General features: G+C 69.7%; 19 protein-coding genes and 1 pseudogene. 7 read left to right on the top strand and 13 right to left on the bottom strand.

Translation table 11 applies throughout. The features are described 5' to 3' along the window. Positions 1-32: 32 nt before the first annotated feature. The 3 genes and pseudogenes from FB559_RS46655 to FB559_RS11000 all read right to left on the bottom strand — a co-directional run. Positions 33-713 (bottom strand): annotated as a pseudogene (locus tag FB559_RS46655) (MIP/aquaporin family protein); the annotation flags it as partial. A 91-nt stretch (positions 714-804) separates the two neighbouring features. Then, a complete protein-coding gene (locus FB559_RS11005; RefSeq protein WP_141955522.1) occupies positions 805-1,521 on the bottom strand; it encodes an isocitrate lyase/PEP mutase family protein in 717 nt (238 codons plus the stop codon). A 44-nt stretch (positions 1,522-1,565) separates the two neighbouring features. Continuing rightward, entirely contained in the window at positions 1,566-2,057 is a 492-nt protein-coding gene (locus FB559_RS11000) for a carboxymuconolactone decarboxylase family protein (protein ID WP_141955521.1), read from the bottom strand. A 47-nt stretch (positions 2,058-2,104) separates the two neighbouring features. Between FB559_RS11000 and pdxR the strand changes: the two genes are divergently transcribed. Beyond that, positions 2,105-3,544, top strand: coding sequence for a MocR-like pyridoxine biosynthesis transcription factor PdxR (pdxR, locus tag FB559_RS10995; RefSeq protein WP_141955520.1), 1,440 nt, complete (start codon positions 2,105-2,107; stop codon positions 3,542-3,544). A 63-nt stretch (positions 3,545-3,607) separates the two neighbouring features. Then, on the top strand, positions 3,608-6,979 hold the full coding sequence (locus FB559_RS10990) for a hypothetical protein (protein ID WP_141955519.1): 3,372 nt from the start codon (positions 3,608-3,610) through the stop codon (positions 6,977-6,979). A 2-nt stretch (positions 6,980-6,981) separates the two neighbouring features. Here the strand turns inward: FB559_RS10990 and FB559_RS10985 are convergent, their stop codons facing one another. Continuing rightward, complete coding sequence (locus FB559_RS10985; RefSeq protein ID WP_141955518.1) at positions 6,982-8,013, bottom strand: medium chain dehydrogenase/reductase family protein; 1,032 nt, start codon at positions 8,011-8,013, stop codon at positions 6,982-6,984. A gap of 139 nt (positions 8,014-8,152) precedes the next feature. Here FB559_RS10985 and FB559_RS10980 point away from each other — a divergent pair, with 139 nt between their 5' ends. Both FB559_RS10980 and FB559_RS10975 read left to right on the top strand, forming a co-directional pair. Continuing rightward, positions 8,153-8,800: a TetR/AcrR family transcriptional regulator gene (locus tag FB559_RS10980; protein WP_141955517.1), complete on the top strand. Its 648-nt coding sequence runs from the start codon at positions 8,153-8,155 to the stop codon at positions 8,798-8,800. Between the two features lie 151 nt (positions 8,801-8,951). After that, positions 8,952-10,184 (top strand): MFS transporter, encoded by a 1,233-nt coding sequence (locus tag FB559_RS10975; protein WP_141955516.1) that lies wholly within the window; start codon positions 8,952-8,954, stop codon positions 10,182-10,184. Positions 10,185-10,213: 29 nt separating this feature from the next. Here FB559_RS10975 and FB559_RS10970 read toward each other — a convergent pair whose 3' ends face one another. The 4 genes from FB559_RS10970 to FB559_RS10955 form a co-directional block, all read right to left on the bottom strand. Further along, entirely contained in the window at positions 10,214-10,981 is a 768-nt protein-coding gene (locus FB559_RS10970) for an aldo/keto reductase (RefSeq protein ID WP_141955515.1), read from the bottom strand. Positions 10,982-11,027: 46 nt separating this feature from the next. Next, positions 11,028-11,384, bottom strand: coding sequence for a protein kinase family protein (locus tag FB559_RS10965; protein WP_141955514.1), 357 nt, complete (start codon positions 11,382-11,384; stop codon positions 11,028-11,030). Positions 11,385-11,425: 41 nt separating this feature from the next. Continuing rightward, positions 11,426-11,803, bottom strand: a complete 378-nt coding sequence (locus FB559_RS10960) for an MmcQ/YjbR family DNA-binding protein (protein ID WP_141955513.1) — start codon at positions 11,801-11,803, stop codon at positions 11,426-11,428. Between the two features lie 82 nt (positions 11,804-11,885). Continuing rightward, complete coding sequence (locus FB559_RS10955; RefSeq protein ID WP_141955512.1) at positions 11,886-12,737, bottom strand: helix-turn-helix transcriptional regulator; 852 nt, start codon at positions 12,735-12,737, stop codon at positions 11,886-11,888. Between the two features lie 145 nt (positions 12,738-12,882). Here FB559_RS10955 and FB559_RS10950 point away from each other — a divergent pair, with 145 nt between their 5' ends. Beyond that, positions 12,883-13,812, top strand: coding sequence for an SDR family NAD(P)-dependent oxidoreductase (locus FB559_RS10950; RefSeq protein ID WP_141955511.1), 930 nt, complete (start codon positions 12,883-12,885; stop codon positions 13,810-13,812). Here the strand turns inward: FB559_RS10950 and FB559_RS43780 are convergent. Next, the gene (locus FB559_RS43780; protein ID WP_185792144.1) at positions 13,793-14,944 is read right to left on the bottom strand and encodes a WD40/YVTN/BNR-like repeat-containing protein; all 1,152 of its coding nucleotides are present in this window, start codon (positions 14,942-14,944) and stop codon (positions 13,793-13,795) included. The genes FB559_RS10950 and FB559_RS43780 overlap by 20 nt on opposite strands. 196 nt (positions 14,945-15,140) lie before the next feature. Between FB559_RS43780 and FB559_RS10940 the strand changes: the two genes are divergently transcribed. Both FB559_RS10940 and FB559_RS10935 read left to right on the top strand, forming a co-directional pair. Next, entirely contained in the window at positions 15,141-18,068 is a 2,928-nt protein-coding gene (locus tag FB559_RS10940) for a helix-turn-helix transcriptional regulator (RefSeq protein ID WP_141955509.1), read from the top strand. A gap of 134 nt (positions 18,069-18,202) precedes the next feature. Further along, positions 18,203-20,770, top strand: a complete 2,568-nt coding sequence (locus FB559_RS10935; protein ID WP_185792143.1) for an IPT/TIG domain-containing protein — start codon at positions 18,203-18,205, stop codon at positions 20,768-20,770. Positions 20,771-20,863: 93 nt separating this feature from the next. On the opposite strand, the gene FB559_RS45425 is transcribed toward FB559_RS10935, so the two are convergent. The 4 genes from FB559_RS45425 to FB559_RS43775 all read right to left on the bottom strand — a co-directional run bounded on the left by FB559_RS45425 (position 20,864) and on the right by FB559_RS43775 (position 26,911). Beyond that, the gene (locus FB559_RS45425) at positions 20,864-22,303 is read right to left on the bottom strand and encodes a serine/threonine-protein kinase (protein WP_141955507.1); all 1,440 of its coding nucleotides are present in this window, start codon (positions 22,301-22,303) and stop codon (positions 20,864-20,866) included. 71 nt (positions 22,304-22,374) lie between these two features. Continuing rightward, entirely contained in the window at positions 22,375-23,862 is a 1,488-nt protein-coding gene (locus tag FB559_RS10925) for a glycoside hydrolase family 3 N-terminal domain-containing protein (protein WP_185792142.1), read from the bottom strand. A gap of 144 nt (positions 23,863-24,006) precedes the next feature. Beyond that, positions 24,007-26,094 (bottom strand): MGH1-like glycoside hydrolase domain-containing protein, encoded by a 2,088-nt coding sequence (locus tag FB559_RS10920; RefSeq protein WP_221639969.1) that lies wholly within the window; start codon positions 26,092-26,094, stop codon positions 24,007-24,009. 64 nt (positions 26,095-26,158) lie between these two features. After that, the gene (locus FB559_RS43775; protein ID WP_185792141.1) at positions 26,159-26,911 is read right to left on the bottom strand and encodes a trypsin-like serine peptidase; all 753 of its coding nucleotides are present in this window, start codon (positions 26,909-26,911) and stop codon (positions 26,159-26,161) included. Positions 26,912-26,998 lie beyond the last annotated feature (87 nt).

Genomic DNA, 26,998 nt, shown 5'->3' with positions numbered 1-26,998 from the left:
ATGAGCAGGTGGCAGGCCGCCGCCCCGAGAGCCCCTCCCAGGACCGGCGCGACCAGATAGATCCACAGATCGGCGGTCCGCCCAGAGAGCGCGGCAGGGCCGAACTGGCGGGCGGGGTTGATGGACCCTCCGCTGCGCGGACCGAGGAGAGCGATCACCAGCCCGACGGACAGTCCGATGGCGTACGGCAGCAGGCGTGCACGGCCGGGATGAGCCAGGAGCAACCCGACGACGAGCATCAGGACGATCATGCTGCCCGCCTCGGCGAGAAAGACGGACGCGGGTCGCCAGGCGGGGGCGGGTCTGATCGCGGCGTAGTCGACCGATGAGAGGGAGACCGCACGCCCCCACACCAGGCGCGCGAGGCCCGTCCCCGCCGCGGACCCCGCGAGCTGGGCGAGCACGTACGGCAGGACGCTGCGACCAGGGAAGACGCCCATCAGCCACAGGGCGACCGTCACGGCGGGATTCATGTGCCCCCCGCTGCGTCTGCCGGGCCGCGTGAAGATGAGCCCGGTGAGGATGGTCCCGCTGAGAGCACCGATGACGGCGAGCGCGACGTCCAGGTCGGCGATGTGAAGGGGGGAGTCCGGATCACGCAGCCACCGGACGACGGTCACCGCGAGGAAGAGCAGGACGGTGGTGAGCGCGAACTCGTCGGCGGCACGCGACGGCGGCAGCCGGCGCGGAAGAGAGGAAACGGTGCTCACCATGGTCTCCGAGTGCCGGCCTGCCGGGAGCAGGGTCGATGCCGGGCCATCCGCCGTACGGCAGGGCCGGTCGCGTCGTCCGCCGGGCTCGCCCTCAGGCGCGCAGCTTCGCCGCGAGGTCGCCGGTCGCCCCCATCGCGTACCGCTGCATCCCCGGACCGAAGGTGATGCGCGTCGCGCCCAGCCGTGCCAGTGCGGCCACGGACTCCTTGTCCGGTGCGGCGGCCATGTTGAGCGGACCCTCGATGCCCTCCCGCAGCACCGGGAAGACCTCGTGCGGCGCTATGAGCGGGTACACGCAGTCGGCGCCGGCGGCCACGTACAGCCGGGCGCGTGCCACGGCGTCGGCCGGATCACCCGTCCCGAACAAGAAGGTGTCGACGCGCGCGTTGATGAAGAGAGCGTCACCCGCCTCCGCCCGTACTCCGGCCAGCCAATCCGCGTGCCGCTCGGGGTCCTTGAGCGTGGCGTGCTCCTCGGAGTCCTCCAGGTTGCAGCCGACGGCGCCCGTCTCCAGGAGCCGCCCGACCAGCTCCTTGGGCGCCAGGCCGTAACCGCCCTCGATGTCGGCGGATACGGGCACGGGGACGGCCCGGACGATCCTCGCCACCGCGGCGAACATCTCGCCGGGCGGGGTCGAGCCGTCCTCGTAACCGAGCGAGGCGGCGATCCCGGCACTCGGAGTGGCGAGCGCGGGGAAGCCGGCGTCGGTGAAGACCCGGGCGCTGGCCGCGTCCCACGGTCCCGGCAGGACGAGCGGGTCGCCGGCGGTACGGCCGTGGTGCAGGGTGCGGAAGGTGGAGGCGGTCATCGTTTTCCCATGTCCTGAGGGGTGTGGAGGGCGGGCGCGCGGCGTCAGGGCGTGTAGTGCCCGGGGACCAGCCGGGTGGAGACGCCGAAGCGGTTCCACGCGTTGATCGTCGTGATCGCGACGATGAGGCCGGCCAGCTCGGTCTCGTCGAACTCGCTCGCGGCCCTCGCGTACACCTCGTCCGGGACGAATCCGTCCGTGAGCACGGTGATCGCCTCGGTCAGCTCGATCGCCGCGACCTCCCTCGCCGTGTAGAAGTGCCTGGACTCCGTCCATGCGTTGAGCTGGATGATCCGCTCGGACGACTCTCCGGCCGCCAGCGCGTCCTTGCTGTGCATGTCGAGGCAGAAGGCGCAGTGGTTGATCTGGGACGCGCGAATCTTGATCAGGTTGAGCAGGGCCGGTTCGATGCCCTGCCTCGCGGCCGCGTCGAGACGGACCATGGCCTTGTACGCCTCGGGGGCGAGCTTCGCCAGGTCCAGGCGCGGTGCGTGCTCCGGGAGGCGTTCCTTGCCTTCCTGTGCTTCGTTCGTCATACCTGCCACGCTACGCGCCAAGTGGTACTGAGGTATGGTCCATTTACATGAAGAAATCCCGGGCCAATTCGGCGGATCCTCCGCCGTCCGCGTTCGGTGCCGACCTCCATCTCGAGCTGAGCGGACACGGGCTGCGCGCCGGGCTCACGGACGCCCTACGGGAGGCCGTGCGCACGGGACGTCTGGTGCCCGGCACCCGGTTGCCGCCGTCCCGCTCGCTCGCCGCCGATCTCGGCGTCGCCCGTAACACCGTGGCCGACTCCTACGCCGAGCTGGTCGCCGAGGGCTGGCTCACCGCCCAGCAGGGCTCCGGGACACGGGTGGCCAGGCGGGCCGAGCCGCGCCGGGCCGCGCCCGCCGCTCCCCGTACGAGACCGGCCCGGCACCGTCCTGCGTACGTCCTGCTGCCGGGTTCGCCGGACCTCGCGGAGTTCCCCCGCACGCAGTGGCTCAAGGCGGCACGCCGCGCTCTGACCGCGGCGCCGCACGACGCTTTCGGCTACGGCGACGCCCCCGGCAGAGTGGAGTTGCGGACGGCCCTCGCGGACTATCTGGCGCGGGCGCGTGGCGTGTACGCCGACCCGGACCGGGTCGTCATCTGCGCCGGTTTCCACCACGGTCTGATGCTCATGGCCCAGGCGCTCAGGGCGCGGAAGGTACGGGCGGTGGCCGTCGAGTCGTACGGCCTCGACGTCTACCGTGACCTGCTGTCCGGCGCCGGCCTGGACATCCCGCCGCTCTACGTCGACGAACACGGGGCGCGCACCGGCGACCTGGCGCGAGCGCGCGGAGTGGGCGCGGTGCTGATGACACCGGCGCATCAGTACCCGACGGGAGTCGCGCTGCACCCGGACCGGCGCGCGGCGGCCGTCGACTGGGCGCGCGCCACCGGCGGGCTGATCCTGGAGGACGACTACGACGGGGAGTTCCGATACGACCGTCAGCCGGTGGGTGCCCTGCAGGGGCTCGACCCGGAGCGGGTCGTGTACTTCGGCACGGCGAGCAAGTCGCTGGCGCCGGGGCTGCGGCTCGCCTGGATGGTGCTGCCCGAGGAAATGGTCCCGGAGATCGTGGCGGTCAAGGGGCACGCCGACTACATGTCGAGCTCGCTGGAGCAGCTGACACTCGCGGAGTTCATCGCCTCGGGCGCGTACGACCGCCATGTGCGCTCGATGCGGTTGCGCTACCGGCGCCGCCGCGACGAACTGGTCGCCGCCCTGGCACAGAGGGCCCCCGGCATCCGCGTGACCGGCATGGCCGCCGGGCTGCAGGCGGTCCTCGGACTCCCACGCGGGACCGAGCGCTCGGTCGTCCAGGCGGCGGCCCGGCAGGACCTGGCGGTCAGCGGGATGGCGGAGTTCCGCTACGAAGTGCCGGACTCCGGCGGGCGGCTGCCCGAACAGGACGCACTGGTGGTCAACTACGCGGCGCCCTCGGACAGCGCGTGGGCGGGCGCACTGGACGCCCTGTGCAGGGTGATGCCGTAGCCCGTAGCCCGTCGCGCGAAAAGCGTCATAGGTCCAGGTGATCGTCCGGCAAGATCTTCTGTCATGCGCGCTGATGGGCTGCTGGCCGAGATCGAGTCGTTGACCTACCGTGCGCGATGTGCGCGTCTGGCCGCGCTACACACACGGATGGACCCCGCGGATCTGTCCCACCTGATCGGCGAGTTGGACGGGCGCGGGGCCTACGAGCGTTCCGTCGGCCTTTTCATCGCGGCGGCGGCGCGTGATGAGGCTTCACTCGCCCACATCGCCGCCGCGATCGGGGACGCCGATGCCGGCATCGCCGCTTCGGCGATCGGCGCGGCCGTACGGCTCGGTGCGGCCGGCGCCCCGGCTTTGAAGGCGTTCCTCGGGGACGCTCCGGCCGAGTCGCGGGCGCTGCTGTACCGGGCCGTTCGCCGCCACCGCCGTACCGATCTCGCGGAGGACCTGGTCGCGCCGGTCGGCGAACGATGGGGAGACCGGGAGGCCGCGGCGTTGCTTCCCGCCTGCGGCGCCGAGGTGGTGGAGCGCCTGCTGCCGGGGCTCGCCTACGCCGTACCCAACTGGAGCACGCTGGGACACGTCCACCCCGGGCCGGTGCTCGACCATGCCGAACGGGAGCTCGCCGACCTGCCCAGGCAGCTCCGCGCGGCCTGGTGGATCTCGCGCGGCCCCGGTCTGGCCGAGGCCGTACGGCACGATCCGCTGCGGGTGATCGGCCTGCTGGAGGCGTACTGGGATCGACCGGGACTGAGCAGTGCGCTCGTGCCCAAGCTGGGGGCGCTGGTCGCCGCCGCTCCCGAACGGATGGCCGACCTGCTGCTGCGTCCGGTCACCCGCCCGTCGCTGGGCCGGTTGCTCCAGGCCAGGAGTGTGCGCGAGGGGCTGGTCCGGCTGCTGCCGGAGCCCCGGCTGGCCGAACTGCTGAGGGCCGTCAGGGAGGACGACGCCACGCTGGTGCTCGTACTCAGGACGTTCCCGCCGTCCCGTAGGGAGCCGGTGTTCGACACGGCCCTGGAGGGGGTCGATCTTTCCGCCAGGGAGCTCGCTCCCGCGGTGCTCGAGGTGCTGCCTCTCGCCCGGCGCGCCCGCGAGGCCCGCAGGATGCTGGGGTTGCGGAAGGTCGCCGACGACCCGGAGCGGGTCCTCGAGGTCACCGCCTTCCTGCCCTACGACCAGGCGACCGAGACACTACGGGAGGCGACGCGGCGGTCCGACGCCGAGGAGCGCGGGCACGGCTACACGCTTCTGATCGGCTGCGCGGGGCGCAGCCGTGACCCGGAGATCTTCACCGACGCGCTCGAGTCACTGGCAAGGCTGCGCAACGAACAGGACCCGGTGCGCCTGAAGGCGCTGACCGCGCTCACGGCCGTGCCGCCGGGGCTGCTGCGGGCGGGGCACACCCCCGCACTCGGCCGGTTCGTCGAGGACGCCCTCAGCGCACGTGACCTGTCCTACCAGACCGGGCGCGCGATCTCCCGGCTCGTCGCGCTGGCCTTCCGGCAGGGGGCCTCCCGCGACGACCCCGACCTGACGGCCTTCGCGCTGGACGCGATGGGCACGCTCGCCGATCGCGGCAGCGCGGTGAACACGGGCCGCCTCGACGACTGCCTGCGCCGCGGCCAGGAGCACGAACTGGTGCGCGGCCTCGTACCCCGGCTGGAGCGAGACGCCGCCAGAGAGGAGTTCCGGCTCACCTTCGTCCTGGCGACCGCGCTCCGCCGCCGCGGCGAGGACGTGCCCGAGCTGCAGGCGGCCCTCGAAAGAGCACTGCACGCCAAGCGCGACAGCGTCATCACCCAGGCGATCGCGCACTGGCTCCGCCCACCCCGTACACGTGCGGAACGGGTCGAGCACGTCATCCAGGTGGACCGTTCGTCGATGGTGCTGCCGGCGGTGTTCCACGTCCTCGCGACGGAACGGACGGACCTCCTCCAGCCCGTGCTGTCAGGCGACGTCCCGGGCGGCCGGTTCTGGCGGCGCTCGGTCACGTTCGTCCCTCACGTGCGGCGGCCGTGGCCGCGGCGGTGGACCGCCGCGCAACGGGCGGCCTACCTGAGACTGCTGCACAGGGCCGCCACCGACCGCTCCGCGCCCGAGAGCGAACGCGCACGTGCGGTACGCCTGATCGGCGATGTACCGTCCAGCTCGGCCGAAGACCTCCGCGGCTACCTGCGCGCGAAGGAGCCCCTCGTCCGGCGGATGGCGCTGACCGCGGCCCCCTGGACCGCGACGCCGCAGCTCATGCTCGGCGACCTGCTGGACCGCGCCACCGGTGACGACGCGCACGTCGCCGTCTACGCGGCCGCGCGGGCCGCGCGGTTCACCCCGCCGAGCGCGCTGCCGGCGGTGCTCGAACCCGTCCTCGCAGGCGGGAAGATCACCGCACGCAAGGAGGCGGTGCGGCTGCTCGCCCATCACCGTGCGCCCGGCGCCGGGGACGTCCTCGCGCAGGCGTGGGACCAGCCGGGACAGCACCGTGACGTGCGTGCCGCCCTCGCCTCGGCGGCCCGTCGGCTTCTCGACCTGCCGGTGAGCGAACGCATCCTGACCGAGGCCGTCGACGGTTCCCGCGACCTGGCCCGGCAGGTCCTCGGAGCCGAGCCGCTCACCGTCGAGCCACGCCACCGCACCCGGTACGCGGACCTGGTCGTACGCGCCGCGCGCTCCACCGACCCGGTGGTACGGCGCGAAGCGCTCGGCGGGCTACCCCACTGGGCGCCCTGGTCGCCGGACGCCATCCCCGCACTCGCCGCCGAACTCCGCGACCTCACCAGGACCTTCACCTGGCGGACCGCCCTCGACGCGCTCGTCACCTGTGCGATCACCGATGACGCCCGGATCGGGCTGCGGGACGCCGTCGCGGCACTCGCCGCCACCGGCGAACCCGCCGACGCCGAACAGGAACGCGACCTGCCCGTCGCGCAGCGCCTCGCCGCCGTCGTCACCGCGCTCGCCCAGGCGGCGCTGGCCGACCGTGACCACGCCGATCCCGTCCTGGCCGCGGTGGACGAGGTCCTGCCCGAACCGCTCGGGGCCCTGCTGGCGGCCGCCACCCTCCGCTGGGACCGGCCGGGGACCCTCGCCGCGCTGCTCGACCGGCCGATCGGCTCGGCCTTCGCCGCCGCCGAGGTGGCCGGGGCACTGGCGCGACCGCTCGGCGACGGCGGGCCCTTCGCCGGCAGGCCCGCCCCGTACGCTCCGTTCGCTCCGTTCGCCGGCGCGGCCGACCCCGCCGACGTGCTCTCCCAGGCCACCGCCGTGGCCGAACGCGACGACCTCGCCGCAGGAGTCGCCGCCGTGGCCCTCGCCCAGGCCTGCGGGCCTCGCACCGGATGGTCGGAGCCGTGGCGTGGGTTGCTGCGCGGCCTCCGTGCCCACCCCCACCCGGACGTCTCCTACCTCGCCCACCGCGTCCACACGACCACCGAATAGCTCTACGGGTTCAGCACGATCTTTCCGGCGACGGTGCCGGATTCGGCCAGCCGCAGAGCGTCGGCGACGCGGGAAAGCGGCAGCCGGGCGGCGATCTGGGCGGTGACGTCACCGCTCTGGAGGGCTGCGAAGACCTGGGTGAGGTCGGCGCGCAACCGGGCACGGAACCGGTTCTTCGCCAGGGCACGCCCGGCCCAGACGTTGAAGAAGTAGGCACGGCGGCGGTTGGGCAGCGCGTTCCACAGCCACAGCCGGCCGAGCAGCTTGAGCACGGGCCACTGCTTGGAGCCCTCGGCGTCACGGGTGGAGGCGCTGCCGTACGAGACGAGCGTGCCGCCGGGTGCGAGGAGGTGCCAGGAGTCGACGATGCTGCGCCCGCCGACGTGGTCGAACACGGCGTCCACCCCGCCGGGGGCGAGTTCGCGGACGCGCTCGGCGACGTTCTCGGTGCGGTAGTCGACCGGGAGGACGCCACGCTCCCGCAGGGCGTCGTGGTGACGCGCGGACGCCGTGCCGATCACCTTCACGCCGGCGACGTGGGCGAGCTGGACCAGGACCGAGCCGACGCCGCCGTTGGCGCCGTGCACCAGGATGGTCTGGCCCGCACGTACCCGTGCCTTGCGGTGCAGCATCTGCCACGCGGTGATGCCGTTGACCACCACGGTCTCCGCCTCCGCCGCGCCGACGCCGTCGGGTACCGGCACCACGTCCATCGCGTCGACGAGCACGTGGCTGGCCCAGCCGCCGACCTTGACCAGCGCGGCCACCCGGGTGCCGGCCAGCCCCGGCTCGACACCCTCACCCGTCGCCAGCACCGTGCCGACCAGGTCGTAGCCGGGCACGAACGGGAACGCCGGCTGGTCGTAGTAGCGGCCGCGGCGCATCTGCTGCTCGGCGAAGGAGACCCCGGTCGCCTCCATGCGGATGACGACCTGGCCCGGACCTGGGGAGGGGACGGCTCCGTGCCGGATCTCCAGCCCTTCCGGCTCCACCTTGCCCGGCAGTACGACCTCGACGAGTCCCTCTGCGTTCATGACGACCTCCGAAGGTTATGCACCCTTGCTTTCGTTATAAGTTGTAACGCGACCAACAGGGGAGAGTCAATAGATTCTGCGATAGGGTCTAACTAAATCTTGATGATGTAGCTTGTCCGGGGTGGAAAGGTGGCAGGCCATGGTGGCGACGGACACGAACACCCCACGCGAGCGTTACCGCGCTCAGGTGCGTACGGAGATCAAGGACCGCGCGTGGGAGCAGATCGCCACGGCCGGGGCCTCCGCGCTCTCCCTCAACGCGATCGCCAAGCAGATGGGGATGAGCGGACCCGCGCTCTACCGATACTTCGCCGGCCGCGACGAGCTGATCACCGAGCTCATCAGGGACGCGTACCGCAGCCTCGCCGACACCTGCCGGGCGGCCTCCGAGTCAGGCGCCGACGTGGCCGCGCTGGCGCATGTCCTGCGCCGATGGGCCCTGGACGACCCCCACCGGTACTTCCTCATCTACGGCACACCCGTCCCCGGCTACCACGCGCCCGACGACATCACCGCGATCGCGGCCGAGATCATGACGACCCTGCTCGACGCCTGGACGACGCTGCCCTCAGACGCCCCCCCGACGACGTTCGAGACGTACCTCGAAGGCCACCGGCCGTGGGCGGACGATCACCCCGCCCCGCCCGCGGCCCTCCGCCGGGCCCTGGCCTTCTGGACTCGGCTGCACGGCGTCCTGTCCCTGGAACTCGCCGGTCATTTCACCGGGATGGGATTCGACCCCGCCCTGCTGTTCGAGGCCGAGCTCGACGATCTGCCGGCACGCTGACCGCGCCGCCCCTTCCGGCCCGCTCGATCCTCGAAGGAGCCGTCACGCGACGCTGAATGCCTCGCGACCTGCGGTGCTGCGTCGACCGCCGGGAGACGACGGCCGCGCCGGACGGGAATGTACGGGGCGCGGGCCGCCTTGAGACCGCTATGTGAACACCCTCACCACGACCGGCCAGCCGGCGACCCCGACCCGGTCGGAGGGCCCCGCGTCCCGCCGCGCCGTCCTCGCCATCGCGGCACTCGCCCTCGGGAGCTTCGCGATCGGCACGAATGAGTTCGTGTCCATGGGGCTGCTGCCCGAGATCACCCGTGGCGTCGGTGTGGACATCCCGACCGGCGGCCACCTTATCTCCGCCTATGCCGTAGGCGTCGTGATCGGGGCGCCGGTCATCGCCGCGCTGGGTGCCCGGCTGCCGCGGCGCCGGCTCGCGCTCGGCCTCATGGTCGCGTTCCTGCTCGGCAACGCGCTGACCGCGCTGGCGCCGAATTACGGCATGCTGCTGCCGGCGCGGCTGGTCGCCGGCCTGCCGCACGGCGCCTACTTCGGGGTGGCCTCCCTCATCGCCGCCTCCCTGGTACGCGCCGAGGTCCGCGGGCGTGCGGTGAGCTCGGTGATGCTCGGGCTCGCCGTCGCGAACGTCGCCGGGGTGCCCGCCGCGACCTGGCTCGGCCAGCACCTGGGCTGGCGCGCGGCCTACTGGTCGGTGGCCGTGATCGCGGGGCTCACCGTGCTGTCCGTCCTGCTTCTCGTACCGTCGTCGCCGGTGTCCCCGGGTGCCGGGATGCGTACGGAGCTGGGGGCGCTGCGCCGGCCCCAGGTGCTGCTGACCCTGCTCACCGGTGTCGTGGGCTTCGGCGGCATGTTCGCCATGTACAGCTACATCGCGCCCACCGTCACCGACGTGGCCGGCGCGAGCCCCGCGTTCGTACCGATCGTGCTGCTCGCCTTCGGCGTCGGCGGCGTGGCGGGGACGGCGCTCGGCGGCCGGCTGGCGGACCGGGCCCTGTTCCCCTCTCTGGCCGGCGCCGGGGTCGCGATGGGAGCCGTGCTGGCACTGATGCTGCTGGCCGCGCACTCCGCGGCGTACCTGGCACTCGCCGTCCTCGGGGTCGCCGCGGCGGGGTCGGTGATGGTGGTGTGCCTGCAGATGCGGCTCATGGAGGTGGCCGGCGAAGCCCAGATGCTCGGTGCGGCGCTCAACCACTCGGCGCTCAACCTGGCCAACGCGCTGGGAGCCTGGCTCGGCGGCCTGGTCATCGCTGCCGGGGAGGGCTACACGGCGCCGAGCCTGGTCGGCGCCGGGCTGTCCGTGCTGGGGCTCGCCGCGCTGGGCGCCAGCGCGGTGGTCGGCCGGCGGGAGCGGCGCGCGGCGGCCGCCTGAGCCGCCGCCGCTCCCGCCGACCCACGTCGCTACCCGAGGGTGTCGATCGCCGCGACGTCCTCGGCCGTGAGGTCGAAGCCCTCCAGGTCGAAGTTGGCGGCGATGCGCTCGGGGCGCGAGGACCTGGGCAGGATCACGATGTCGCGTTCCAGATGCCAGCGGAGGACGACCTGGGCGGACGTGACCCCGTGCCTCTGGGCGATCTCGGTGAGGACCGGGTTGTTCAGGTCGGTGTTGTTGAGGCCGCTGTATCCCTCGACGACGATCCCCCGGTCGCGGTGTTCCTCCAGCAGGGCCGGGTCGTGCTCGGCCGGGCTCCACGGGATCTGGTTGACCGCCGGCTGCTGTCCGGTGGCCTTGGTCAGCAGGTCGATCAGTGCCGGGCTGTAGTTGCTGACCCCGACGTTGCGGACGAGCCCCGCGTCCTTGGCGGACAAGAGCTCCTCCCAGGTCGAGACGAGCTCGTCCTGGCCGGTCGGCCAGTGGATCAGCCACAGATCCACGTAGCCGGTGTCGAGCATCCGAAGACTCGACTCCAGCGTACGGCGGGCATGCCGCGCGTCCTGGGGGCGGAGCTTGGTGGTGACGAAGACCTGCTCCCGGTCCACGCCGCTGTCCTTCACGGCTCTGCCGACGTCCGACTCGTTCTTGTACAAGGTGGCGGTGTCGACGTGCCGGTAACCGATCTCCAGCGCCGCGCGCACCGACTCGTACGCCGTCTTGGGCCGTAGCTGCCAGGTTCCAAAACCGATCAGCGGTAGGGGAGTACCCCCAGGCAGGTTCAGTGTCTTGGTCATGCGTAGGATTCTGCTCCTCAGGCAGGACGGCACCGCGCGAGGTGTCTCAGGGATCGAGCTCCGACAGCAGGCGGTAGTACTCGAACCGTTTTCCGGCGACAGCACTTTGGCCGGGCAGTGTGGCCGTGACGAGCCAGGACCCGGCACTGTCGGAGCCCTGGCCGAGCAGCCGCGGTACGGGAGTGAAGGCCACCGCCCACGACAGCCGTACCGCCTCCTCGGCCAGGTCGACTCCACTGCCGGCAGGAGCCCATTTCACAAAGCACCGGTCAGGGGCCGTGCCCACTTCGAAGGTGAGCCCGCCCAGCTGGTTCTCCCACACCGCACACACCGGCCGGCCCGCGGCGATGGCCTCAACGCGTGCGGGCACCGCCACCCGCGAGCGCGGAGGTCCGGCGACCATCGGTCGATCGTGCCATGGCGACCGGGTATCCCGCGCTTCGTTCAGGCCTCGGCGACCTCGTCAAGGTCACCGGCGAGTGTGTCCGGCGCGCGCATCCGCCATGCGTCGGTCACGAGCTCCCTCAGGCGGTCGACCGTCACCTCCGCCAGGCGGACCATCACCAGGGGAAAGCCGTCGTAACCGGACGTGGTGAAGAAGACGTCGGGCTCGCCGAGGAGGAGAGCCTGCTTCTCGGCCTCGTCGCCGACGAAAAGCACCGCGATATCGATCCGGATCAGACGCGGCTTCCCCGGCGTGCGCTCGGGATAGGACCAGACGAACCCCTTGTCGGCCACCCGGAAGTCAAAACCGTCACTGTCGATCTCCGCCACATGAGGCAGAGCCAGCGCCAACCGGCGTACATCGTCGGCGTCAGCCACCGAACCCCTCCCAGCGCACGATCCGCATGTGCAGAGGCTACGCGCCGGCGGCCGAACCGGGGCGTCGGCCACCAACGGGACATCACTCTGCGAACTGGTCGGCACCCAGCACCATGAGCAGGGCGAGTTTCTCGTGGCTTTCCGTGCCCGGGGTGGCGGTGAAGATGAGCAGCGACTGTCCCTGGTCCGGCTCGAGCAGGAGCTGGCAGTAGAGGTCCAGCCGTCCGACCTGGGGATGAACGAACCGTTTGGTGTCGCTCCACCGAAGGCCGACCTCGTGGCGCTCCCACAGGCGGGCGAATTCGTCGCTGGTGTTCCGCAGGATGCCGGCGAGGTCCGCCGCGCGGGAGCCGGGCCCGTCCCGGGTGACGGCGTCGCGGAGCTGCGCGACGTTGACCCGGCTGTTCTCGCCGTGATCCTCGGGGTGGTACCGCTCGCGGGCGGCCGGATCGGTGAACCAGCGATACGGTGCGCTGCGCGCGTTGCCGGCGCACCGCGTCTGGTCGCCGAGCAGCGCCACCGCCGCCGGTGTCTGCACCAACGTCTCGCCCAGTGGGCCCATGACCTGCGCGGTGGTGCCGGCCAGGCCGTCCATGACGCGCATCAGTCCAGGGCTCACGTGCTGAGCCCGCAGATCGCGGTGGGCGGTGCGGTAGCCGGCGAGCAGGAACAGGTGATCGCGCTCGTCCGGAGTCAGCCGCAGGCCGCGGGCGATGGCCGCGACCATGTGCTCCGACGGTTGTGGCCCGTCGCCTCGCTCCAGCCGGGCGAAGTAGTCCGCGGACATGCTGCACAGCTCCGCCACCTCCTCGCGCCGCAGGCCTGGAGCGCGACGGCGCTGCCCTCTGCGCAGCCCGACGTCCTCCGGTTGCAGCGCCGCACGCCGAGTGCGCAGGAAGGCGCCGAGGGACGAGCGGTCGAAGGTACGGTCCATGGTCCTCATGGTTGGTCATTCGGCGTGATTCAGCCACGACCTGTCATTCAGTGGCTAAGCGTGTCCTTCCTCCACCGTTGCCCGGCCCGTTGACTGGCGAGGCGATCACCGGTCGCCTCGAACCACGACAACGGAGCCAAGTCGCATGACCAGATGGACAGGGAAAGACCTTCCGGACCTGAACGGCCGTACGGTGGTGATCACTGGCGCCGGCCGTGGCCTCGGCCTGATCACGGCGCGCGAGCTCGCACGCGCCGGAGCCCACGTCGTGCTGGGTGTACGCGACGCCGGCAAGGCTCGCCGCGCCGTCGCCGGCCTGCCCGGCGCGTTCGACATCCGGTCGCTCGACGTGGCAGACCTCACCTCGGTGCGAGCCTTCGCCGACTCCTGGCGGGGCGACCTCGATATCTTGATCAACAACGCCGGTGTGATGGACATCCCCGGCACACGTACCGCGGACGGTCTCGATCTGCAGACGACCACCAACTACACCGGTCCGTTCGTGCTGACCAACCTGCTGCTCGAGCGCGTCACCGATCGCGTGGTGCACGTCACCAGCCAGCTGCACCGCCAGGGCAAGATCGACGTGGCCGACCTCGACTGGCGCACCCGCGAGTACAACGGGATGAGCGCCTACCAGGCGTCGAAACTGGCCGTCGTCCTGTTCTCCCTGGAACTACAGCGCCGCCTGACCGCCGCCGGCAGTCCGGTCCGCTCGGTGCTCGCCAGCCCGGGCATCGCCCGGACCTCTCTGGCCGCCCATTCGCGGTCGAACGTCATCAACCGATTCACGTTCCTCACCAACGACGCCGAGCGCGGGGCGCTGTCCGTGCTCTACGCCGCCACCCAGGACGTCCCTGGCAACTCCTACGTCGGGCCCGACGGGCTGGGCGGCCTCAGGGGCCACCCGGCCCTTCGCCGGCAGGGCGAGATCGGCCTCGACCAGGACATGGCCGCCCGGCTGTGGGATGCGACCACCGAACTCGTCGGGAAGGTGGCCCCGCTTGCCCCGGTCACCGCCGAACGGGTCGACTGGCAGAACTCGATCACGGTGCTCAAGGACAGGAGACAGTGACCGTGTTGCTCCAGAAACGGTCAGTGTGATCGGTCGAGTCGGGCCGGCCGTCATTGGCCGAGAAGCTGATCTGGATGCCGGGCACACAAGGAATTCCCAGATCGGCGGTGATCGCGCCACCTGATGACTGGGTTGTCCAGTAGTAGTTGAAGACCTGCCCGTCGCCGATTCGTGCGCCGCGGATCGTGACCTGTCCACCCTCTCGTGGGACAAAGCGCGACCCCTTCACGTGGAACACGCTGCTCTGCCCGGAACCGGTCGTCGACACGCTGATCTGGGGCCTGGGCTCCGACGGGGCCGGAGGCGGCGGTGTTTGGGCCGGTGGTGGCGGTGGTGGTGGAGGCGGCGGGGGAGGGACTGCGGGCTTTTGCTGCCAAAGCCACAAAGTGCCGTCCGCCTTGACCGCCCACACCACGTCGTACCGGCCGGCCGCGATTCGGCTGAACCCTTCGCCGGGCCGCTTCAGGAACGCTGTTCCGTCTGTCGTCGTCCACACGGTCCCGTCGCCGGCGACCAGCCAGACGGTTCCTTCATAACTGACCGATACATCGACCCAGAATTGGTCCTTTCCGCCCTCAGCATTCCACCAGACGCCGTTGGTGTCCTGGTGCCAGAGCCAGCCATCGGTCGTTGTGCCCCACATCTCTCCATTGTTGCGGCCGGAAAGGCGTGCGAAGGAGGCGAGGACAGCCTGGTACTCGAACGTCTTGCCATCCCTCGTCCGCCACATCCGTGAACCCTCGGCCACGACCCAGACAGTTCCTCTGTGTACCGTGACCTCCCTCAACGGTTTGTTGTCCGAAGTGGGCGGCACCTGGTGCCACGACCCATCCGCCAGCCGGCACCAGAGCACGCCGTGCGCCGTCACAGCCCACAATGTGTCGTTGAGAGCCACGGCGACCCGGGCGATGCCCCCTGGGCTGGGCTGTTGACCCGCGCTGGAAGGAGGCATGCCGACGCCGTGCTGCCAGAGCGTGCCATTCTTGGCGGCCAGCCAGACCGCCGGATAGCCGCCCGGAACGTTTCCGTCCTCGCGGAGAGCGACATCTTGCAGTTGCGGCAACGAAACCGTGTACGAGCCGCTCGTGCTGGTCACGTCAATGACATACTTCTGCGTCCAGATTCGTTCCATCGGATCTCATCACTCCATTCTTGGCGCCTTTTTCTCTGGCGTAGGTAAGGGATTCACCCACCGCCAAGGCGTCGATGTCCCCAGCTTCACTCCTGCGGACGGCGCCGTGATCAGTGCGAGTACTGAAAGTGGGTACTGAGGCGGATCCCGGTTGCATGACGGCGACGCCGTACGCCTTTTCTGTCAGACTTGGAAGGTGGACATCGTCGGCAGTCCAGACATGTTCGTCGGGCGTGAGCACGAGATGACCGTGTTACGCGGGAAGATCGCGGCAGTGCGCGAGGGCCGGGGCGGGATCATTCTGGTGTCCGGTCCGGCGGGGATCGGCAAGTCGCGGTTGGTAGAAGAGGCCGTCGCCGACGCGCCGGGTGTGGTGCGGGGTCGCTGTGTGGCCGATGACGGTGCTCCCCCCTTGTGGCCGTGGCTGCGTATCCTCCGGCGGATCCGCGCCGACCTGCTCCCTACCGAGTTGACCGGGACGGCCACCGGCGTGACCGCGATGGACGCGAGCGAGTCGGCGGGGGAACGCTTCCGGCTGCTGGCCGGTCTCACCGACGCCCTGCTCGCGGCCGCGGAGGACTTCCAAGGGCTCGTCGTTGTGATCGAGGATCTCCATGACGCCGACGAGGTATCACTGGCCCTGCTCCGCCAGGTCGCGATCGAGGCCGCGCATTCGTGGCTTCTGGTCATCGCGACGCACCGTGACGCCGCCACCCGGCAGGCCACCGACTTCGTCAGGACACTCGTCGACCTGGCCCACAGTGGCGCCGCGAGTGGCGTCGCACTAACGCCGTTCGCGGTGTCGCAGGTCGCGCGGTATCTGACGGCCGTACCGGGCGGTGTCGCCCTCGCCTCGCTGGTGCACCAACGCACCGGCGGACTGCCGCTGCTGGTATCCGCGATGGCGCGGCTGCTACGGAAGACCGACGCGGCACGGGACTCTCGTGGACGGCTTCCCACGCTGCCACCGGCGGACCTTCGCCTGATCGTCGCGGGAATGCTCGCCGGGCTCGATCCCGAGGCGCGGGAGACGGTGGCCGCCGCCGCGGCACTCGGCGAGGGCATCGACCTCGGGCTGCTCGCCGACGTCACCGACCTTTTCCCCGCGGCGGTGGCCGGGCATCTCGCCGCGCTCGCCCAGGCCGGCCTGCTGACCGTCACCGGCGACGCGCCGCCGCGGTACCGCTTCACCCACGCCCTGGTCCGGGAGGGCGTCGTCGCGGAGTCGGCCAGAGTCGCCGCCACGCTGCACCGGCGTGCGGCCTTGGCACTAGAACGGCGTGTCGGCGCGGACCCCGCCCACGCCGCCCGCATCGCGGCTCACTGGCAGCGTGCCACCGAGGACGACAACGACACGAAGGCGTTGCGCGCCACAGTGAGATGGACACGGGCCGCCGCCGCGTACGCGCTGTCGGCTCTGTCGCCCGAGGAGGCGGCCTCGCTGCTCGGCCAGGCCCTGGAGACGCTGGACCGCACCGGAGGAGCAGGGCACGTCGAGCGGGCGGAACTGCTCATCGAACTCGCGACCGCCGAATACGTCGCCAGCAGAATCCCGGAGTGCACCGGCCACTGCTGGGACGCGGCCGATGCCGCCGATGCCGCTGGACGTCCCGATCTGCTGATCGCGGCCGCGCTGGTCCTCCGCGGAGTCGCCGACCCGGCGGCCGCCATCAGGACGGCCGCGTTGTGCGACCGCGCGTTGTCCGCCCTGGAAGCGGCGGGGGACGTAACAGGCGCCGATCGTGACGGCGGCGTCATCTCATCGGTCGTCGCCCGCGCCCGCCTGCTCGCCCGTAAGGCGTGTCTGGAGGCCGAGTCCATCCGGTCGGCCGACGGGGCGTCGGCATCGGCCGAGGCACTGCGACTGGCCGAGGCGTGCGGTGACCGGACCGCGTTGGTCGATGCCGTACGGGCCCGGGTCGGAACTCTCGGCCGGCCGGAGGACGTGAACGAACGTCTGAGGTTGGGCGACCTGGCCATCAGCGCCGGCATGTCTCCCGCAGAATGCATGATCACGGTTCTCGGCCACACGTGGCGCCTCGACGCGGCCTACCAGCTGGCGAACCTGTCCGCCGTCGATGACGAAGTCGCCCGCCTCGGTGAGCTCCGGGCCGCCCTTTACCATCCCCATGCGCACTGGTACCACTTACGCGTACTGGCGGCGCGGGCGGCGTTGGGCGGCCGGTTCGACTCGGCCCGTTCCCATTCGCTGGAGGCGAGGCAGGTCGCCACCCGAATGGGTGACCCCTTCGCGGTTTCCGTCTCGGGGTGCTTCGCGACGGTTCTCGCGCTCATGCGCGGCGACCCGCGTGAGATTCCCGAGGGCTACCCGGCATCGCTGGCGCCGATCGTGCGGATCCCTGTCGTCGGGGCCACCCATGCCCTGTGCCTGTACCTCACCGGCGAGACCGACGAGGCCTTCGCCGAGTACGAACACCTGCGCCTGCTGCTGCGCGAGCCGATATCCGAAGTACGAGGGATGGTGATGCTTCAGCTGTTGACCGAGCTCGTCGAGGCGTTCGACGACAGCGAGGCGGCGGCCTGGGCGCACGCCGACTGGCTCCCTTGGGCCGCCACCGCCGGTCTGCCCGGCGACTCCATCACCTTTTCCTTCGGCTCCTGCGCCCGGGGCGTCGGCCGGATGGCCGCCATCATGGGCCGGCTCGACGAAGCGATCGATGCCCTGCGAACCGCGGTCGACGTCAACCTGCGTCTCGACGCCCGCCCCTGGCTCACCCACACCTGGCTCACCCTCGCCGACGTACTACGACGCCGCGCCGGCCCCGGAGATCACGCCGAGGCGGCCGGGCTCGCGACCCGGGCCGCTGCCGAGGCGCGACGGCTCGATCTGCCCGGACCGCTCGCTCGGGCCCACCGGTCGCTCATCGACATCGAGACCCGGCGCCGCGCCGACGACCCGCTGACGACCCGCGAACGCGAAGTAGCCGCCCTCGTCGCGAAGGCGCTGTCGAACCGGCAGATCGCTGAGCGCCTTGTCCTGAGTGAACGCACCATCGAGAGCCACGTACGCAACACCCTCACCAAACTGGGCCTCAACAACCGCACCGAGCTCGCCGCGCATCTGCTCGGTGAACAGCGGAGAGAGCATCCTCCCGGGAAATAGACACCGGGGTTCGTCGCCACGACCAGTGGCGGGCTTCAATGCTACCACGGATCCCCGAAAGGCCTGCGCGGGCAACTCTCGACGTACCGACCCATACGCGTATTGCGAAAGCAGTAGGCCCGGAGGGATGCGTCATGAGTATTTCGAGCGCAGGGACCATCGCCGCGATGCAAGCCGTTCTTTCGCCGTCCGCCGGCGACGTCGTCGAAGTCGCCGGTCATACGGTGAGCCACGATGGCGGAGGGGGAACGTTCTTCTTCGACACCACGCGGATCACCAACGCGACGGTCAGCTCAGCCCGTGTCACGGGCGCCACTTACAACACCACCGCTCCCTCGCCGATCGTGATCACCGCGGTCGCGCATTCCTTCGTGGACGGCCAGGCCGTCCTCGTACAAGGCGTCGGCGGGAACACCAACGCGAACGGTGTGTGGCTGGTCGAGAGGCTCAGTGCGGACACCTGCGTGCTGCTCGGGTCCCTCGGCAACGCCGCGTACACGTCGGGCGGAACGGCGACGAGTGTCACGGTGACGACCTCCGCGGCGCATCGGCTTTCGCCCGGAGGCCGGGCGATCATAGAGCGGGTCACCGGTGCCGGGGGTTTCTCGTTGGACGGTGGTTACCTGCCCATCGGCACGTTGTCACCGACGACGTTCACCCTCGCTCTCGCGCCCACCGGCTCGTACTCGGACGGGGGCTCGGTCGGAGACGGCGGACTGTCGTTCCCGTCCAATCCCTCACCGGCCCCGGTTCCCGGCGCCCATCCCGAGGGGCGCTGGGTGCGGCGCCGCGATGACACAGAGCTCAACGTCAAGTGGTTCGGCGCGATCGGTGACGGCGTCGAGGACGACACAGAATCCCTCGTCGCGACGATTCGCGTGGCGAGGACGCTCAAGGCCAGGGTCTACCTCCCCGGCGGGAACTTCAGGACGACCCGAGAGATCAGGCTCGAGACCTACAACACCTTCACCGATCACGGACTGTCGATCCGTGGGGAGGGAGCGGAGCAGAACGTCCACGGCGGCACCCAGCTCACGGCAGGTGCCGGAATGCGGTCGATCCTCTCGGTCCATGCCGGGAACGTCACCATCAAGGGCCTCCGCTTCCAATGCGGAGCCAGGGCGGACCACGGGCTCTACCTCCAAGGCGCCGGGAAACTGCATCTCGACGATGTGCACGTCGTGAACGCGCTCAAGGACGGCTATCGCGTCGCGCGCACGAACGACGAGGGAAAGGCCGCGATCAACGACGGTGTCTACGCACGCGAGCTCAGCGCCTCGACCTGCGGGACGATGTACTGCTCGGCTTCAGTCGCCTCGCGATACGGCACCCTGAGAGCCATCACACCGGTCGAGGGCACCGTGTCCTGTACGTCCGGCAGCCTGACGATCAGCGGATCCGGAACCAGGTTCACGTCGATTCCGGCCCGAGGGGGAGACTTCATCGTCATCGGAGCCGCCGATGACTCCACGCTCCAGCGGCTCGAGATCGCCAAGATCGTCGACGACAGGACGATCGAGGTCCACTCATTCATCAAGCCGTCGCTGAACCTCAGTGGTCAGCCCTTCGCCATCGGAGTCGGCGATGGCTGGAGCGAAGAGACCCACAATGACAACAACCGGGCGCGCATGGACACCGGAAACTTCACCTCGTGCGCGGGATCCGGGGTCGTGTGCCGCGGCCTGTACGGTCCTCTGCTCGAGCACCAGGAATTCTTCAGGTGTGGATTCGCCGGCATCGTGATCGGAACCCTCAACGGGGGTTCCACCGTCTCCTTCAGCACGCGGATCTCGAACCCCTACTTCGAGAGCACCTTCTACGGGGGATGCATCTTTCTCGCGCAGGCCAGAGGGATCACGATCGATCAGCCCATGTGGCTGGCGCAGCCCGACCACCGTCGCTTGGTCGTCAGTGACCTCGTCAGCAACAACTCCGGCATCATCGGACTCCTGGCCGACTATCCCAACTCCGACTTTCCGTCACCGGCAGGTGGGGTCGGTCTCCATCCCCTCGGGTCGACCACGAAGATCGACGTACCGGCGACGCAGGGAAGAGACTTCACCAACGTCGGTACTCTCAAGCTGCCGAGCGCGGGGGCGGCCGCTCGCATAGGTGCGAGCCCTTATACGACGCCTATTCCGATCCCCAGGCGGAATCTGAATCTGGAGCAGGATCTCAGTACGCTGGACGGGCCGGCGGACATCAAGGCCATTCCAACGTTCCCGGCGGGCGCGGACGGACAAGAGATCGCCGTATGCAACATCGGTAAGCACCCCTTGACGTTTCACGACGGCCGAGGACCCGGACTCGCGACAACGCTCGTCCTCGACTGCGAGCCTGGTGGCACCGTCTCTCTCGCCCCGGGGCAGATCATGATGCTCTACTACTCGACCGCCAACTTCATGAAGGGCAAGTGGACGCAGCGGGGCGCCATCGCCACCGATGTTCCGGCCCTGTCGTCACTCGATCCCAAGGTGGCAAACCCGGCGGGTGGCGACTCGATCACCATCACCGGGACGAACCTTGCCAGGGCCACGGCCGTCATCGTGGGTAGCAGCCCGTCGACGGGACCCATCACCGTCACGGCGAACACGGCCACCGCCCTCACCTTCACGATGCCACCGAGGAGCGCGGGCACCCACAACGTGCTGGTGACAACGGGCCGCGGGGCGAGCAACGTCCTGCCGATCGAGATGCGGTGACCGAAGGTGTGACAATCGGCACTCGCACGGCCAACGGCCGGCGTCTTCACCGCCATTCCGCTCCCGTTGATTCCGGCGGCCTGAGATCCGGTCTCAGGCCGCCGGCAGGGTCCATTTCTGATTGTCGTTGCCGATGCAGTCCCATATCTGCGTTTGGTTGCCGTCAGTCGTGTTCCCGTCGGTGTCGTCCAAGCATCTGCCGGAATTCAGGTTGACCACCGAACCGTCCGAGCGGCGCTGCCATCGCTGAGCAGGGGTCCCGTTGCAGTCGTACAGCTGAATCTTGGTACCGTTCGCCGTCTCGCCCCCGGTGGCGTCCATGCATTTGCCCAACGCCCGGATGGTGCCATCCGCCCCTACCGTCCATTTCTGCGCGGGCGTGCCATTGCAGTCGTACAGGTCCACCGGCGTGCCGTTCTCGCCGCTCCCGTTGAGCACGTCCACGCACTTCCCGCCGTTCCCGGTGATCTGGCCGGTGGGGAGACCGACGGCGCCGCTGCTTCCGGACGTGGGCGACCCGTGGGGAGATGGGGTCGTGGCGGCGGACGGGGTGTGCGTGCGGCTTCCGTCGCGGTGGTTGATCGTGATGTAGGCGATGGAACCGATCATCGCGGCGCAGGCGAGCACCGCGCCGGCATACACGGCGGTCTTTCCCGTCCGCCGCGGTCGCGTCGGCACCACCTTGGTCGAGGAAGGCGTGAGGACCGATGTCGAGGCCGGTACGTCGACCAAGGTCAGCGCCTGCCGGATCGTCGGACGTTTTCCGGGGTCCTTGTCGAGAAGCCTGGTGATCAGTGCCGCGAGGTGGCCGGCACGCCGCGGCGGCGGGGCCTGCTCGAACAAGACCGCGCTCATCGACCCCGACGGGGTACCGCGGCGAAACGGCGAGAAACCCTCGACCGCCTGATAAAGGGTGGCCCCAAGGGAGAACAGGTCGCTGGTGACATTGCCATTCCGGCCCTGGAGTCGCTCAGGAGCGAGGTATTCCATCGAGCCGATGACCGCACCGGCCGCGGTCATCGCGGAGTCCGTCTGACCAACGGCGATCCCGAAGTCGGTGAGGAGCACCTGGCTGTCACCGGCCAGCATCACGTTGGCCGGTTTGACGTCTCGGTGCACGATCCCCGCGGCGTCCGCTGCCTCCAAAGCCTTCAGCAGGGCCACAGCGATCCGCGCGACCTGGTCGATGGGCAACGGCCCTTGCTTGTCCAATCGATCCTGCAAAGAGCACCCATCGACCAACCTCATGACGATCCAGGGGATCTCACCCTCGATCACCACGTCGTGCACGGCGACGATATTGGGATGGTCGCGCAGCAGCGCGGCGTTGCGGGCCTCACGCTGGGCGCGGATCAGCCGCTCGGACCGTTCGGCCTCAGAACTCGTCGGCGGCAGCCAGACCTGCTTGACCGCCACCTTGACGTGCAGGGACTCGTCACTGGCCTTCCACACCTGCCCGAAACCGCCGGCCCCCAGTTTCTCGATGAGCCGATAGCGGCCGCCGACCAAATGGCCCGACTGCCTCGTTTCCACGCCATTCCCCCTGACCAGGCATTCCAGGCAACTCCGAACGAAAATAGGTTATGCGCTTTCCTGGGTTCAGTTCAGTGCCGTGGCGAACAGGTGCATGTCGGGGAGGTCAGGCAGGGTGACGTAGGCGATCGTCTTGCCCGCGGTGACGGGCATGGACGTCGCGTAGACGCTGACCTTGTGGGGGCCTGACCCGGTGGGCGGCTGGTTCCAGTTGGCCGTGGTGGCGACGAGGGCCGTCGGCCGGTGAGTTGGCCCACCAGTCGGCCAGCGTGATCGTCGAGGTCGACGTGCTGCCGTCGGTGTAGGTGATGGTGAAGTCGCCGCTCTGGGTTCCGGGACCGCCCGCACCGAGGAGGTCGAGCCTGCTGCCGGTGCCGGAAAGGGCGATCACCTGCCCCTGCGTGGCGATGTTGTCGGCCTGCCCAGGCTGCACGTCCGGCCAGGTGAAAGAGGTCGACCCCGGTCTTACCGGGCTGGATGCCCACGGCCGCCAGCTGCGAGGCCGAGTAGCTGTACCCGGAGCCGTCGAAGTTCGCCGAAGTCGGATTCGAGTCGTCGCTGATACCGATGTTGTTGAAGGCGGCGGACCAGTCGCCGTAGGGCGTCGTGACAGTCTGGGCGGATGGCGCCGGAGGTCCGCCGTTCCAGTTGAAGTCGACCTGCTCGGTGTTCTGGGTGGTGATCGGGTCACCGGAGAGGGTCATGCCTCTGTAGTACGTACCGGTCAGACCGGCGCCGGTCCCCGAACTCGGTGTGAGCGCCGAGGACGGGACCGACGGCAGGGCGCCGTACGGGCTGTTGCCCGGCGCGTACTGCACCTTGACGTTGCCGCCGGCGCGCGCTGCGATCCCCTTACTGGGGGTGACGACGGAGTCGGCGGCTACGGCCGCCGAGCCGCCTCCCGTGGTGAGCGCGTCGGGACCGGCATCGCGGCCGTTGACCGCGACGGAGGACTTGCCGCGGGAGGACAGCGGCAGAATTCCGCCGGTGTTCTTCAACAGCACGCTGCCGTCTTCGGCGACCTTCGAGGCGGGCTTGGACCGCTTGATGACCGTCTCGAACTGCGAGAGGTAGATCTCCTGCTCGACGCGCTGATCGATGATCGCGTCGTCGTTGGAGTTGTTGCGGTTGGCCTCCTGGTTGTAGACGGCCCAGTGCTTGAGCTGGGCCATCTCCCCGGTGGCCTGGATGCCCTCGACGTCGGCGGATCCGATCTGACCGGCAAGGTAGGGGTCCTCGCCGTAGCTCTCGAAGGCGCGGCCCCACCGGGGGTCACGGACGATGTTCACGGTCGGCCCGAGGTCGACTTCGTCGCCCTTGCCCCACTGTTCTTTCCCGATGACCGCGCCGTACTGCTCGGCCAGATCGGTGTCCCACGTCGCGGCGCCCGCCACTGGGGCCGGCAGCTGAGTGACGCCGGTCATCCCGTGCCCGACTCCCGCGGGCGAGTCGTCGAGCGTCAGCGCGGGGATGCACAGGTGCGGGATGGCGGGCACGGTCCCGGCATAGGTGCTGCTGTTGTCACCGTGCAACTCGCTGATCTTCTCGTCGAGTGTCATGCGGCTGAGCAGCTGATCGACTCGTTGGCTCACCGGCGCGGAGGAGGTGACCCACGGACAGGCGGACGCCGTGGTGGACGCGGGCCCGGCGGCGAGGTGACGGGCGGGGTCCGCCGGCATGGGTGCCGGCGGACCCGTTCTGGATCAACTCGTGCTGTGGAACTCCAGCCAGTCAAGATTGATCGATCCGTTGTCGCCGGGCTCGTACGAGATGGTGACGACGGGACGCCGGCCGCTGACGGGGATGTCGCCGACCGTCACGGTGCCCCAGCTGTCCCAGCTGTCGGAGATCCTGGAGAAGGTCACCTGTCGCACCTTCTGCCCGTTGACCGACAGCGTCATCGTGCGGGCGTCGTCGTTGGCGTTGGCGTAGCGCAGCGTGAGGGCTCCCACTCCGGGCTTCGCCGTCGCCCGGTGCAGGGTGTACGACGACGCGGCGCCTTGGGACCACAGTCCGTCGAGGAACGCCCGGCCCGCATAGCCGGTGTGGTTCACGTTCGTCTTGACGCCGCCGGTGTTGAGGGCGTCCTCGGACTCGATGTGCCCGGGTCCGGGGCAGCCGTGGAGCGCGGCGGTGCCGGCGGTGTCCGCGCACCGGTCACGCGAGTCGGCGATGTGGTCCCCGTCCCGGTCCTTGTCGACCGCCCCGGCAAGGGTGACGTCGATGGTGTGCCTGCCCGTCAGCGACGCCGGGACGATGTCGCCGGGCACGCGCCTGCCGTCGAGCGCGAACGAACGGATCTTCGTACCCGCTCCGTGCAGTGCGACGGTCAGCGTGGCGTTCCGGTAACGCAGCCCGCGCATGGTGACATCGCCCCAGCCCGCCGGGAGGGTCGGCATGACGGACAGGCCCCGGTCCCCGAAGTTCAGCCCGAAGAGCCCGGAGTCGATCATGTTGAGGAAGGCCGTGGCCGACCACGTCTGGTCGGGTTGTGAACCCCAGTGGAACTTCACCGTGTCGCCGAGGCGCTGCCAGCCACCATCGACCACACCGGTGTGGCCGTTGTAGATCTCCCAGAACCCACTGTTGTTGTCGGCGAGATCGGCCAGCCGCGCGGTCTCGGACGCGAAGTCCTCCTGTGCTCCTTGCCTTGCCAGTGCGCCGGCCCACAGACCCTGGACGACGGGCCAGACGATCGCGTTGTGCCGGCCCGGCTGCTCATCGGAGTAGCGCGCCCAGTTCGGGTAGGTGTCGGGCATGCCCCAGGTCATCTCCCTGGCGTGCGCGACGATCGACCTGGCCTGGGATTTGTTCGCGATTCCGAAGGCCAGCGCGAACGCGAGCCCGGTCCCTTCCTGGTACGGGCCGGCCGTCCCGTCCGCGAGCAACATGTAGTCGTACAGGCCCGTCTTGGCGTTCCAGAAGCGCTTGTTGATCGCCGACCTGAGCGCCGCCGCCTTGGACCGGTAGGACGCGACCTCGGACGCTGGACGGCCGAGCCTCGCCGCCATGTTCGCCGCGTTGACGTAGGCGGCGTAGTACACCTCGTTCGTGCTCAGGAACATTCCTGTCGCCACACCCGGCCAGGGCATGGATCCGGTGCTGACCGACTCGGTGGCGTCGGCGGGCGGAGCGGGGTAGCCGGCAATCCCGTCGTTGAAGAAGGACGCGCCGGTGAACAGGCCGTACGTGGAGTCGTAGCCCGCAGTCGTGGCGTGTCCGCGGATCGTCAGCGTGTCCGCGGCGGTCTGGTATGCCTCCTGCAGGAAGGTCCTGTCGCCGGTGACCTGGTAGTGGTTCCACGCGGCCGTCACCCAGATGACCTGGTCCCACTGCTGGTCATCCTGCTGGACCTGCAGCTTGCCGTCGGAGCCCTTGCCCACCACGGCCCAAAGCGTGTTCCGTGCCAGCGCCGGACTCAGCAGACTTGTCGCGTTCCAGCTGTTCACCGAGGCGTCGCGCGTCCATGGCTGGGGGTAGCCACCACCCGCGCGCACGATGCCTGCATCCGGGTCCATGAGACCGCTCTTGTTGTAGACCGCGGGATCGTAGCTGATCGTGTTGGTCTGCAGCAGGTTCTTCAACGCGGCCTCGTACGCCGTACCGAAGAGTGCCTGACTGTTGGGGTTGGTGAATTCCAGCGACGGAGTCGACGGCTCCGACGCCTCGGGTCTTCCCGCGGTCGCACCGGCGTTGACCGCTCCGTACGACACCGTACTGAGCCCCACAAGGAGTGCTGTCGCCATGCCGGCGACACGTCTGCGCAGGCCGGCCTCTGATCTGCACCTCATTGGCGCACCTTCCTGGATGAGGACCGCCGAGATCGACGCCTCAAGCAGCGTCCCACCGGGACGGTTACTGCGAGGAGCCCTGGTTCGCCCGCTGCCAGAGCGTGTAGACGCTCGAGTCCCAGCGGGAGGCGTAATTGACCGACGCGGTCGATCCGCCCTCCTGATAGCCACCGAGGGCCGCGCCGATCGTCACGGAGTTCCACGGTTCGCCCTGGTAGTGCTCGAAGGCGGTGCCACTGACGCCGTCCGTGTACGAGTCGCAGTCGGCTTCCCAGTAGTTCGCGTTGTTGAACTTGACGGAGCTGACGGGCGTCATGCAGCCGTACGGGACGTCCCGGTCGCCGGGGTATCCGAGGAGGTTGACCTGTTCACCGGATCGGAAGGCGTCGGCCGAGATCCGTACGGTCCCGGTCTTGTCACCCAGCGAGTAGTCATGGCCGATCCTCGACAGGGACACGATCGCGTAGTCGTAGAGCGGGTTGTCGTTGTTGCCCCACCGCGAGTCGATGTAGTAGTTGTCCAGTGGCCAGTTTCCCCAGGGGCTCTGGCCGCTGCCGTACTCCGGTACGAACGCGCCGAGCTTTCCGACCGGCAAGCCGTTGCGCTTGACGCAGTGAGCCGCGGTGAGGATCAGGTTCGCCCCCACGACCGTTCCCGTGCAGTTGAAGCCGGGGTAGACGATCTTGCCGACCGTGGGTACGGGTGTCGCCGGGGCGGACGACTCCGGCGTCACCTGCACGGACTTCCGGTTCGCCCGCAGGCGCTCGGCCGTCCAGTATTGGATCGTCGCTTCTGCCTTGCTCTTTGTGTCGTTCAATGCCCCCTTGTCGACCTTTATCTTCGAAAGTCCCTTTTTTGCGACGTCTGACCGTTGGGTCGTCGCTGTCGTCTGCGTAGCAGCTGG

It is taken from the genome of Actinoallomurus bryophytorum (assembly GCF_006716425.1).
Lineage (GTDB): Bacteria > Actinomycetota > Actinomycetes > Streptosporangiales > Streptosporangiaceae > Actinoallomurus > Actinoallomurus bryophytorum.
The sequence above is the reverse complement of the archived record's forward strand: the minus strand, read 5'-3'. Positions and strand labels throughout refer to the sequence as shown.